The organism is Mesorhizobium qingshengii, assembly GCF_027563465.1.
Taxonomy (GTDB): Bacteria; Pseudomonadota; Alphaproteobacteria; order Rhizobiales; family Rhizobiaceae; genus Mesorhizobium; species Mesorhizobium qingshengii_A.
On record NZ_JAPFQA010000038.1, the window covers coordinates 1 to 10,528 of the forward strand.

Annotated in this window: 13 protein-coding genes and 1 pseudogene; 4 read left to right on the forward strand and 10 right to left on the reverse strand. The window is 58.5% G+C overall.

What is annotated here, in order from left to right:
* The first annotated feature begins 163 nt into the window (after nucleotides 1–163).
* Nucleotides 164–364 carry a transposase gene (locus OOJ09_RS32115; RefSeq protein WP_420107576.1) on the forward strand — a complete coding sequence of 67 codons (201 nt, stop codon included), beginning with the start codon at nucleotides 164–166 and terminating at the stop codon, nucleotides 362–364.
* A 101-nt stretch (nucleotides 365–465) separates the two neighbouring features.
* Here OOJ09_RS32115 and OOJ09_RS31505 read toward each other — a convergent pair whose 3' ends face one another.
* The 4 genes from OOJ09_RS31505 to OOJ09_RS31520 form a co-directional block, all read right to left on the reverse strand.
* Complete coding sequence (locus OOJ09_RS31505; RefSeq protein ID WP_269908954.1) at nucleotides 466–870, reverse strand: hypothetical protein; 405 nt, start codon at nucleotides 868–870, stop codon at nucleotides 466–468.
* Nucleotides 871–1,069: 199 nt separating this feature from the next.
* Complete coding sequence (locus OOJ09_RS31510; RefSeq protein ID WP_269908955.1) at nucleotides 1,070–1,315, reverse strand: DUF982 domain-containing protein; 246 nt, start codon at nucleotides 1,313–1,315, stop codon at nucleotides 1,070–1,072.
* A gap of 5 nt (nucleotides 1,316–1,320) precedes the next feature.
* Nucleotides 1,321–1,545: a hypothetical protein gene (locus OOJ09_RS31515; protein ID WP_269908956.1), complete on the reverse strand. Its 225-nt coding sequence runs from the start codon at nucleotides 1,543–1,545 to the stop codon at nucleotides 1,321–1,323.
* Between the two features lie 207 nt (nucleotides 1,546–1,752).
* The gene (locus OOJ09_RS31520; RefSeq protein WP_269908957.1) at nucleotides 1,753–2,304 is read right to left on the reverse strand and encodes a hypothetical protein; all 552 of its coding nucleotides are present in this window, start codon (nucleotides 2,302–2,304) and stop codon (nucleotides 1,753–1,755) included.
* Between the two features lie 181 nt (nucleotides 2,305–2,485).
* On the opposite strand from OOJ09_RS31520, the gene OOJ09_RS31525 reads away from it, so the two are divergent.
* Nucleotides 2,486–2,938: a 5'-nucleotidase C-terminal domain-containing protein gene (locus OOJ09_RS31525; RefSeq protein WP_269908965.1), complete on the forward strand. Its 453-nt coding sequence runs from the start codon at nucleotides 2,486–2,488 to the stop codon at nucleotides 2,936–2,938.
* 150 nt (nucleotides 2,939–3,088) lie between these two features.
* On the opposite strand, the gene OOJ09_RS31530 is transcribed toward OOJ09_RS31525, so the two are convergent.
* From OOJ09_RS31530 to OOJ09_RS31550, 5 genes and pseudogenes are all read right to left on the reverse strand, one after another.
* Nucleotides 3,089–3,781, reverse strand: coding sequence for a DsbA family oxidoreductase (locus OOJ09_RS31530; protein ID WP_269908958.1), 693 nt, complete (start codon nucleotides 3,779–3,781; stop codon nucleotides 3,089–3,091).
* 62 nt (nucleotides 3,782–3,843) lie between these two features.
* Entirely contained in the window at nucleotides 3,844–5,124 is a 1,281-nt protein-coding gene (locus tag OOJ09_RS31535; protein WP_269908959.1) for a multicopper oxidase family protein, read from the reverse strand.
* A gap of 275 nt (nucleotides 5,125–5,399) precedes the next feature.
* Nucleotides 5,400–6,258: pseudogene (locus OOJ09_RS31540) on the reverse strand (NRAMP family divalent metal transporter); the annotation flags it as partial.
* Nucleotides 6,259–6,485: 227 nt separating this feature from the next.
* Entirely contained in the window at nucleotides 6,486–7,889 is a 1,404-nt protein-coding gene (locus OOJ09_RS31545) for an ATP-binding protein (protein ID WP_269908960.1), read from the reverse strand.
* Nucleotides 7,886–8,608 carry a response regulator gene (locus OOJ09_RS31550; RefSeq protein WP_269908961.1) on the reverse strand — a complete coding sequence of 241 codons (723 nt, stop codon included), beginning with the start codon at nucleotides 8,606–8,608 and terminating at the stop codon, nucleotides 7,886–7,888. Before OOJ09_RS31550 ends, OOJ09_RS31545 begins: the two co-directional genes overlap by 4 nt.
* 185 nt (nucleotides 8,609–8,793) lie before the next feature.
* Between OOJ09_RS31550 and OOJ09_RS31555 the strand changes: the two genes are divergently transcribed.
* Together OOJ09_RS31555 and OOJ09_RS31560 are read left to right on the forward strand one after the other, a co-directional pair.
* Nucleotides 8,794–9,294 carry an EF-hand domain-containing protein gene (locus OOJ09_RS31555; RefSeq protein WP_269908962.1) on the forward strand — a complete coding sequence of 167 codons (501 nt, stop codon included), beginning with the start codon at nucleotides 8,794–8,796 and terminating at the stop codon, nucleotides 9,292–9,294.
* Nucleotides 9,295–9,500: 206 nt separating this feature from the next.
* Nucleotides 9,501–9,887, forward strand: coding sequence for a DUF302 domain-containing protein (locus tag OOJ09_RS31560; RefSeq protein ID WP_269908963.1), 387 nt, complete (start codon nucleotides 9,501–9,503; stop codon nucleotides 9,885–9,887).
* 189 nt (nucleotides 9,888–10,076) lie between these two features.
* Here OOJ09_RS31560 and OOJ09_RS31565 read toward each other — a convergent pair.
* Nucleotides 10,077–10,528, reverse strand: a 452-nt coding sequence (locus tag OOJ09_RS31565) for a CBS domain-containing protein (RefSeq protein WP_269908964.1), incomplete at its 5' end; no start/stop codon positions are given.

Consider the following 10,528-nt stretch of genomic DNA (forward strand, 5'->3'; position numbering starts at 1 on the left):
GCAAGGGACGCCCGCGGCTGCTGCATCTGAGCGAAGGGCAGGCTAATGATCACAAGACTGCTGCGGCAGTGATCGAGGATTTGCCCGCCAACGCCCTGCTGGCCGATCGGGCCTACAGTTCAGCGGCCTTCCGCCAGGCGCTCGTCAAGCGCGGTATCACGCCATGCATCCACCCCATGCCAAGCATCGTGTTCAGCACAGCTACGATCCTGTCCTATACCGACAACGCCACAGGATTGAGAACATGTTCGCACGCCTCAAAGACTGGCGACGCATCCACACCAGATACGACCGATGTGCTCACACCTTCCTGTCGGCGATCGCCTTCGCTGCAGCCTTCATCTTCTGGATCAATGAGCCCTGACCCTAGCTGACGTAAGTGGGCCGGAGCTCCTTATGGTCATCGCTTTCAGCCTAATAAGCGGTCGAGCGCTCTTGGCACGTGGCTGCGAGAGGCATTTCAGGCTATTTGCTGATCGGCGGCAGATCGACCCCTAAACTGGCGCAGAGTTTTACGAGATCGTCGGTTTCCGATTGATTTTCAGGCATCGTGATAATGTCGAAGGCTGGTAGATATTTTGTCCCGCTATCAGCGCTATCGAACTGGCCCTTATAGGCGGTCTCGCCGGAATACCCTGCAAAGCCGCTCTTTGCATAATACCTACCGCAAACAATGATTGATCCGGTTGAAGATGTCGTGGCACCGGGCTTGCCGAAGGATACGTTCGTTTGGTCCTTCAGCAAGGATCTCACGGTCTGCTCGACGACTCCGATTTGATCGGCGGTCAGTTGAACCGGCTTCGCCTCGGCAACAACGATACCCAGAGCCAGCGTGCCTATCGTCAAGATGCTGAAGTGCAAACGTTTCATTCCCAATCTAACCGTCTTTTCCCGATAGTCACAAGCCAATGTGACAACGAGAACAGCGAAGGGATTGGCGAGGAAACATGCCGGTGTGATTGCATGGTCGTGTAATGCGAACCCGTCGCTTTAGAATACGGCGAGCCGACGCTCATTGCGGGGTGGCGACGCACCGGACCTGCAGTAATGGCTGGCAGTCGGGAGCCCCCTAGACAGGAGGAAGGAACATCTCCTCCTCCTTGGCAGCCGCCTCGAATGCCTTACGGGCCTGCTGAGGGGGCACCTCCTCGGCCAGAGCGGCCCTGCAAACGCTCACGGCGTAGGCCCACTTAGGTCCCTTCTTGGTCCACTTCAGGAGTTGCTCGGAGGCCCCTTCGACGTGGCTGACCCCAAACCGGAGCCCAGGTCGGTCGGTTTTCACGTAGACCGGAGGGTTGAACCAATGGGAAGCCATGAGGACTATTCGCCAGGGCCGAAGGCGATACTAGTGTCCAACCCAGTGACGTCCAGCTTGGCTCGCATCCTGGCATCCTGAAGGTTCAAAAGCTCAGCCACCTCATCGGCATCCTGCATGTCCATGGCCATCATGATGCGATCCTCGACCGTCGCGGGTTGGCCCGTGAAGACATCATAGGCATTCCACATGCCCGGGTGTGCCCGACGCAATGCGTAACGGTGTGGCATTGAGGCAGCTCCTGGACGCTGTCTCCGCATTATACTCTTCCAGGTCCCAACCATCTAGTGGCGCTGCCGAGCGCCGGATGACTCTTGGGTCGATCACGCGACCGCTCCAATTTGCGTAACAGCGGACGGACTTTCCCCGTGCGACACCTTACGGGTGCAATGGCACGGTCTCACCCGGGCGAGTACGGGCCACCTGGCGCGCCCCGGTCACTTCACGGAAAAGTCGACCGCTTCCTTCATCGTGCCGTCAACCGAGATCTGCACCTGATAGGTGCCGACCGGCCAGCCGGCATCCGGCTTGGTCATCGAGGAGTCGACATGGTTTTCGATCTTACCGATTTCGAAGCTGACCTCGTCGATCTTGTAGTTCGCCGGCGCGACACCGCCCGAATCCACCGAAATCCAGCTCACGGTTAGCTTCGATCCCGAGGCCACCGCGTCGGTCAGGTCGGCGGAGAGGAAGATCTTGGCCGTATCCGGCGAAAATGTCGCCTGGGTCTCTTTCGCGTCCTTGCTTGCGGACAGCACGATGTTTTCGAATCCTTCGGCCTGTGCGTGCAAAGCGAACGTCCCAACCGCCACCAAGGCGGCTGCCCCCATCATCATCGACCGAATGCGCATGCTCTTCCCTTTGGACTGAAACCGCGGCCCGCGTCTGACCATGTGGTGCGTGCCCGCAACCGCTTTAGTAGAATGTGAGGGCAGGGTTTGTCCATGGAGCCGCGGCGCCATGATCTGCCTTTTGACGTGATCCTCCATGTCCTTCGTCAGGGATTTTGAGACGGGGCCTAGCTTGATTTAGCGCGTCCGCTCGCCACCGGGGTTCGAGTCGGGAGAGCGCTACCGCCTTTCCCCCCACTCATCGGTGTATCGATTCAGGCTTCGCTGCTACGGCTAAGCGAAACTAGACCAAGACGGATACTCTTAGCCGCAGAAACGGATTGCGTTCTCCAACGGCTGGCGATACGGCGCGCCTATTCCTTCGGGTCCAGTGAGTGTAAATGACCTCTGGAACATCATTCCCGGCAACCCGCCAGTCTGTGTCGTCGATCTGACCGGCGGGGAGTTACGCGCAATGCTAGAGGAGAACCTAGAGCATACCTTTTCGGCTGACCCGTACGACCAGATGGGCGGGTATGTGAAGCGGTGTCGAGGCGTCTCGATATTCGCCAAGATCGAAAATCCGGCGGGCCAGCGGATACAAAAAATCTTCGTCTGTGGAAGGGAGATGGACCTGTCGGCGACCTATCGAGTTGGCTTTGTGACAATGCAAGGCGTACCGCCGAAATACGGCCGGAACCGCCGTGAACTCGATATTCAAGCCATCAACGCTATGGAAAACCTCCTCGCAAGGGGGCATGGAAAGGAACTGATAGAACCACTGTCACGCTAGTTTGACTGCGCCTTTAGCGATTACAACTGTCATTGCACCGGCAGTCGTCGCCGAACACGGGTAGCTCTTGTATGGGTTGTTGAAGGCCTATCGCCTGGCCAAAATATCGTCCGCGCGCTATGGATAAAAACTGGATCAATCACGCCAAGGTCAACACCAACTAGCTTGATCCCCATCGGGCGCTCGCAATAATTCTTGAATGTTTGCTTCGATGATCCGGAAGCCAACGTCGCCGTACAGCTTCTGGCGTCCCTTATTCAACACAAAACTTGGACTCCCCTCGATGTGCATCTTCTCGGCGTCTTGGTAATCCGCCACCAGTTCGGCAAATGCGATTCCATCGTGAATGATTTCTTCAATCGCGTCTATATCGACGCCGAGAGCTTCGGCCAGTTCGCACTGAACATCCCAACGGGAGATGTCGCGGCAATCTCGAAAAAACCCAGAACGGAACGCCCATAACACTTGATCGAAGATCGATGCCGCTGATCCGCTTCGGGGTTGCTGCATTTGTTCCTGCTGCCAATGCTGGACCGCCTTCATAAACAAATGTGGGCTTGCCGACGTCCGCGGGCGCGTTCCCAGCCAAATGTCCCGATGAACCGCGATGTGCGGGAACTTTTGCGCCACTTCACGCAGGTGAGCGTTGAACCCGGAATAGTTGCCCTTAGCGTTCCAAGTCGAAGGTATCTTGCGAGCCGTATCGCCAAATACCGAGCAGAACCGATAGTCCAAGTGAACCGCGTCACCGAATTGCTCTTTGACAGCGTCGACACGAGCCTGCGAGGCATACGCCCAAATGCACAACACGTCCGAGAAATATGTAACCTGGACAACGCTCATCTAATCGGCTCCCTGTTGTTCGACCTAAATGCCCGGATGATTCCATGACGTGTAGAACGGCGTCAGGTCGTTGCGAATTGTCCCATCATGCCGTCGTCTTTATGTTCAAGAATATGGCAGTGGTACATGAAAGGCGCCCTCACGGCAGGCTGCGTAAAGCGCACGAGAAGTTCAACGGGCTCGCGCACCAGCACGGTGTCCCTTATGCCAGCGTCGCGCGCAATTGGCTTGCCCCGATTCCGGCTGAGCACTTCGGATTGGACCCCGTGAAAATGAAAGGGATGGGACATCATCTCCCCTGAGATCTCCCAGATTTCGGTATCTCCAAGCGCCACCCGCTCATCAATGCGACCCATTTCGAATGGCCGGCCATTAATCGTCATGCCAGCACTGGAACCGATGCCTCCCCCCATCATGCCACCCATGCCCATCCCCAGAACAAATTGCCGTCGTTTGGTAGCTTGATAAGCGTTCACGCTCTGGCGAGAAACGAGACGGCCAAGCGGCGCGGCAGGGTCCTGCTGGCCGGTTGGTTCGAAACGAAGGACAACCTCATCGCCGCCACCGGTAATATTCCTCGCAAGGTTCCATACCCGGGAACCTTGCCCCATCATCATCGGGAGATTGGTGTCTGGGGCGGTTTGAAGAGCAGCGCTAAGGCCGGCATTGGGTGTTCCATTGACCAAAGTGGTATTGCCGCGCCGACCTTGCATGACAGTCATCATCCCTTCCGGGAGGACCATCAGACCATCCTCGAACAAACGGTCCTGAAACACGAGGGGAAGATCATCGACGCCGTACTCCGAAGGCAGCCCCAAAGCGCGTTCCTCATTGTCGGTGACAATCAAGACTCCTGCCAGTCCGGAATAGACCTGCGCACCCGTCCGCCCGTGTACATGCGCATGATAGAATAACGTTGCCGCAGGCTGGCGAACGGGCAGCCTTGGACGCCAAGTGCTGCTAGACTTGATCAGCTGGTGAGGGCCGTCGTCGAGCTCGGCCGGAGCCAGCAGGCCGTGCCAGTGGACTGTGGTATCCTCCGCCAGCCTATTGGTGACAGCAATTTCCACGTCATCACCGCGATTGACCCGAATCGTAGGCCCCAGATGGCCACCGTTATATCCCAACGTTGGGCTCGCACGCCCGGGGAAGAACTCGGTATTGCCGGCTTGGACCTCGAGCGAAACAGAGTTTGCCAGCGCGCGTGCATCGAGGAGCGCGGGGATCCGCAAGGACTGCGGCTCGACTGCCGCTCCAGAAGCATACCAAAGCGGTCGAGTTACAAGAGCGCCCGCGCCGATCGCGGCGGCACCGATGAGTAATGATCGGCGGCCAAATTTCATGGCAGAACCTCATTCGGAACCTTGAGCAATCACGTAACGCCGGAGCGCGGCTTCCGGCGATGCAGCCGGGACCGGATGCGAGCCCCATCCTCCGTGCTCAACTATGGCGGAAAAGACTTCGCCTTTGGCAAAAACCACTCGCCGTAATGATGGCACCGTGGCCTGTTGCCGGATAATGAGACAGGCAATGAAGCGAATCTGACGAAAAGATCATCGGCATTTTGAAGGAAAACCAGGCTGGGCTCGGGCCTCGGCGACGGAACTGTGCCGCAACGGGCTTCGGCCGCTTGGCTCGTGGTTTCGATGTCGGTGACGCCGTTGGCGTGCAGGGTAGCTCCGGCCGTGATCATGATGGCGAGGGCTACGATGTTGGAAAACGCCATGCCGACATAAGTATCCAGGCGGATTCGTTTGATCGCATCTTCCGCTTGTCTGGGGGCACCTTTGAGCGTTGCGTTCCGGCTTGGCCTTGATGTCTTCCACCTCTTGGGAAGCCTGCCAGAAGAACAGATAGGGACTGATGGTGGTCCCAAAAATAGCGACCACAGCGGTCCAGAATTGGACATTGGACGTGAATGTGGGGATGAACAGGCCCTTCGCCACTTCCTTCCAAGGAACTTGGACCACCATCGCCGTTCCGAAATAAGCGAACAGCGAGAGCGTAAGCCATTTAAGAATAGAAACGTAGCGGCTGTATGCCAGGAGAATCTGGAGAACGACCGACGCTGCCCCGAACAGGACGACGTAGATAAGCAGCGGGCCGCCGACGATCAGTCGTAAGGCATCCGCCATGGCGCCGAGATCGGCGCCAATGTTGATGGTGTTGGCGATGAGCAGGAGGGCTACGATGGACTGCAGCTGCCAGTTCGGGTAATAGAGCCGCATATTGCCCGCGATGCCGCGGCCGGTGGTTCTACCGACCCGCGCGCTGGTTTCCTGAACCACCGACATCAGCTGATAGCTGAAGAGCATCGTCCAGGTCAGGCCGAATCCGAATTGAGCGCCGGCTTGCGAATAGGTCGCGATGCCGCTCGGATCGTCATCGGAGGCGCCGGTGATCAAACCCGAGCCAAGCACACTCAACAATCGCGGCGTCGACGGGCCTACGACTGGATCTGACTTTGTCGAGCTCATAGCAACCCCATCCGGATGAAATCTGGGCTAACAACTCGCCATGTCGATGAAAGCTCCATGCCGCCTGTCGCGGTTTATGGTGACCATGCAGAACGAGTGCCGATCGCGGCGGAGCTAATTGGCAGTCGAAAGGGTCTCGTCAGGGCTCACCGATGACAACGACGCCGGGATAAGCCTCGGCTGTTCTTTTGTATCTGCGCGGACTTTCTTCCTTGAAAGCAGGCTGATCACGCATCCCCGATCGGAAGCCGCACCATAGCGTCCAACCCGCCTCCAGCGCGGTTCCGCAGCAGAACCGTTCCGCCATGCGCCTGAATAATAGTTCGGGCAATGGCCAGACCCAGACCAACCCCGCCCGTATCCCGATTGCGAGACCCTTCCAGCCGCACGAAAGGCTCAAAGACAGTCTCAAGCTGATCCTTGGGCAATCCCGGACCCTTGTCGGCGATGGTGATGATGACCGTCCCCGGTTCTTGCGTCAGTGTAACGTTTGCCGCGTCGCCATAGCGGACCGCATTGTCGATCAGGTTGCGCAGCGCGCGTTTCAGGGCGTGAGGTCGAATGGTGGCGGGCACCGGCTGCGATCGTGAGAGATTCGCCCGATCCCTGCCCACATCGCTCACTATATCGGCCAGCAGAGCAGCAAGATCTACCGTGGCTTCGGGCTCGGCCTTGGCGACGCCGCGCGCAAATTCAAGCGTCGCCTCGACCATGGCCTGCATTTCCTCGACCAGCGCCTTCAGCCGGACGCTGTCGTCGGTTTCGTCTAGCATCTCGATCCTGAGCCGCATGGCGGTAAGGGGTGAACGCAGATCATGGCTCAGCGCCACGAGCATATGCGTGCGCTCGTTCACGAAGCGCGCCAATCGGTCCTGCATGCGGTTGAAGGCCAGCGTGGTATCGCGCAACTCTGCAGGCCCGGTCACGGGCAGCGGACCAGCATCAAGCCCGCGCCCCAGCCGGTCGGCCCCGACGGCAAGGGCGCGCATCGGACCCACGACACGCCGCGCTGTCCACCAAGCCACAAGAGCCACGGCAACGGCCATCAACAGTAGCGGCAACAGGGCCTGCGGCGAAAGTTGCGGGCCCGGGCGATGGAACATCGTGCGCACATTCAGCCAATCGCCTCTGGCCAGACGGATCGAAAGCGTCATTTCCACTGGTTCTGTCCGCCCTACCATCATCGCGTCGTGCATGGGGCGCATTGCGGCTGGCATGCCCTCGGGCATCGGCACAGGAGTTGTGGAAAGGGCATGAATATCCGCCCGGATTTCACGTTCTGGATTGCCGAGGATTTGCCGGATCTGGCCCAGAACAGAGTCCGCATCGGTGCTATCGTGCGATGCTTTAGGCGCAGGTCCCACTTCGAACCGAACCAGGGGCGAGTCTGCCGCCATCAGGATGGAGGCGCGCAGATCTGCTGGCGCGTCGTCCAACAGCAGCACGACATTCGCGGCGCGTCCCGCTACCTCGAAACCCAAGGCCGCCCGCACGGCGCGGTTGCGCTCGTCGGTCAGCAGCAGGAGGCCAAGCCCCTGCGTCGCGACGAGCGCCAAAAGCAGCATAGCCAGCAACTGGCCACCCAAGGACTGCGGGAACAGATTGCCCAGACGGGCGAAGCGCGCCTTCACGGCATCTCCCTTACATCGGCGGCAAGACTGTAGCCGCCTCCCCAGACGGTGGCGATTAGTACGGGCTTGGTTGGATCCGCCTCGATCTTGCGGCGCAATCGGCTGATCTGGTTGTCAATGGTGCGATCAAACACCTGTGCCGCCCGGCCAGAGGTCAGATCGAGTAGTTGATCGCGACTTAGCACGAAGCGTGGGCGGGCCAGAAATACCGTCAGAAGGCGGAATTCGGAGGTGGTGAGCGCGACTTCGGCGCCTTCGGTATCGATCAGCCTTCGCCGGTCGGTATCCAGAACCCAACGGTCGAACGCCAGCTTGTGCCCGGAAATGCTGCCCCCCGGCATCTGCGCCCGTTCGGACCGGCGCAGGATCGCCTTGATCCGGGCCAGGAGTTCACGCGGATTGAACGGTTTGGGCAGGTAGTCATCGGCCCCGACTTCAAGTCCTACGATGCGGTCGGTCTCATCCCCGAGTGCCGTCAGCATCAGGATCGGTATGCCACCCTGCGCGCGCAAACGGTGGCAGACCGACAGGCCGTCTTCGCCCGGCATCATCAAATCCAGCACAATCAGATCGAACTTCCGAACCTTCATGGCCGCGTCCATCGCTACGGCATTCGCCGCGGTGGTTGCTCGCATCCCGTTCTTTTCCAGATACTTCGCCAAGGCATCGCGGATCTCGCGGTGGTCATCGACGATCAGGATATGGGGCGGACTGGTCATCACAATATCTCCTTGACCTGACCCTAACTTATCCTGTGGGGTCACGTGGGCAGAAGATTGTCGCAAACCTTCACCGGGGCGGTGCTTGCGACAGTCTGATACAAATGACCATCCCGCCTGACAAACCTGTGGGACACCTGCACCCCAAATTGAACTCATCGCAGATCAATTCAGGAGTGGTAATCATGAAACGTTCAACGAAGCTGACCCTCTCAGTCGTTGCAGCCCTTGGACTTGCGGCGGTTGCAGTGCCCGTCATCGCCCAGCAGATGCAGCATGGCGGAATGATGGGCGATGGCATGGGTATGGTGCGTGGGCATGGCGGCATGATGGGCAGCGGTATGGGCACGATGATGGGTGACCCCCAGAGCTATGTTATGGCCACCTTTGATACCAACAAGGACGGCACGCTCAGCCCTGAAGAAATGACGGCAGGCATTCAGGCAGAACTCAAGACCTATGACACCGATGCCAATGGCAAGCTGTCGTTGGAGGAATTCGCGGTGATGCATGCGGCCCACACCCGGCCGATGACGGTACGCGCCTTCCAGATGCACGACGCTGACGGTGACGCGCAAGTGACGGAAGCTGAAATGGCTGCCATGGATGAAATGATGCAGAGCCACATGGCCGGGCGGCAAGTTGGAATGCCGGGAATCGGTAAGGGCATGATGGACAACAACTGACATGAGTACTGCCCCCGCCGCTTTGGCGTCAGCCCATTGTCGGGGGCAGAGCCATCACGTGATAGGAGAATTCGATGATGAACGACTACGGTATGGGCTTAGGGATGGGGTTCGGCTGGCTTGCCACGATCGTCATTCTGGTCATTGTGGGTATAACAATCGCCACCCTGATCAAGTATCCACGAAAATGATAAGGAGAAATCGCCATGAATTATACGTTCAATCGGTTGATAACCGGGACTAACTTTGACGAGGTCGATACCCGCACCCGGAAGGCGCTTGCTGACAAAGGCTTTGGCGTCCTGACCGAAATCGATGTCAAGGCGACGATGAAGAAGAAGCTCGACGTGGACATGCCGCCCTATCGAATCCTTGGGGCCTGCAATCCGAAGATGGCGCATCAGGCCATCGGGATCGAGCCGCGCGTTGGCGCGATGCTACCCTGCAATGTGATCCTGCGCGAGGTCGCAGGCGGGGTTGAGGTCAGCGCGATTGACCCGGTGGCCTCAATGCAGGCGATCGATAATCCTGCACTGCAGGCGGTCGCGGGTCAGGTACGCGACCTGCTGGCCGAGGCAGTCGCTGCGATCTGACAGGCTGCCAATCTCGGCGAGAAGCAGAACGGCGGTCGCCGTCCGTTTCGAGCTCGAATTCGGCCGTCGCCTCAACAAGGCGATGGGAGGCGCGGTGGAAAAGACGCCTCACGCCTTCAAGTCCGCGCCCTCCTTAGCAAAGGAACCAAGCCGTTCGTGAGTAAGACGGGCTGGATTCTCCGATTGCCTTCAGCCTCGCACATAACGCACAAGTTGATCGATGTTGAATTCGCGGTCGGCGATGATGCTTTTCATGAGATCGCCAATAGATATTATTCCTAGGAGACGCCCGTCACGCAGGACTGGAAGGTGCCTTATTCGTTTCTCGGTCATCAGGGCCATGCAAGCTTCAGCGCTCTGCGCGGGCTCCACGTAGACGACGTCTGGTTCCATAACCTCACGGATCCGCGTCTTCGGTGATGATTTGCCTTTTAAAAACACTTTCCTAGCATAATGCCTTTCGGTGAATATGCCGACGAGATTGTCGTCCTCCTTGACCAACATCGCGCCCACGTTTTTTCTTTCCATCATCTGGAGCGCGTGCAGAACCGTGTCGTCGGGGCGGACGAAATAGATATCGTCGCCCTTGGCATCGAGGATTTGCTGAACCGTGGTCATATGAACCTCCCTCGACCAAGTTC

Bases quoted from the DNA above. Each gene is read 5' to 3' on its own strand.
- OOJ09_RS31550 (WP_269908961.1), bottom strand. From the start codon at position 8,608: ATGACCAGTCCGCCCCATATCCTGATCGTCGATGACCACCGCGAGATC.
- OOJ09_RS31520 (WP_269908957.1), bottom strand. From the start codon at position 2,304: ATGGAGGATCACGTCAAAAGGCAGATCATGGCGCCGCGGCTCCATGGA.
- OOJ09_RS31515 (WP_269908956.1), bottom strand. From the start codon at position 1,545: ATGCCACACCGTTACGCATTGCGTCGGGCACACCCGGGCATGTGGAAT.
- OOJ09_RS31535 (WP_269908959.1), bottom strand. From the start codon at position 5,124: ATGAAATTTGGCCGCCGATCATTACTCATCGGTGCCGCCGCGATCGGC.
- OOJ09_RS31505 (WP_269908954.1), bottom strand. From the start codon at position 870: ATGAAACGTTTGCACTTCAGCATCTTGACGATAGGCACGCTGGCTCTG.
- OOJ09_RS31555 (WP_269908962.1), top strand. From the start codon at position 8,794: ATGAAACGTTCAACGAAGCTGACCCTCTCAGTCGTTGCAGCCCTTGGA.
- OOJ09_RS31560 (WP_269908963.1), top strand. From the start codon at position 9,501: ATGAATTATACGTTCAATCGGTTGATAACCGGGACTAACTTTGACGAG.
- OOJ09_RS31510 (WP_269908955.1), bottom strand. From the start codon at position 1,315: ATGGCTTCCCATTGGTTCAACCCTCCGGTCTACGTGAAAACCGACCGA.
- OOJ09_RS31530 (WP_269908958.1), bottom strand. From the start codon at position 3,781: ATGAGCGTTGTCCAGGTTACATATTTCTCGGACGTGTTGTGCATTTGG.
- OOJ09_RS32115 (WP_420107576.1), top strand. From the start codon at position 164: ATGCATCCACCCCATGCCAAGCATCGTGTTCAGCACAGCTACGATCCT.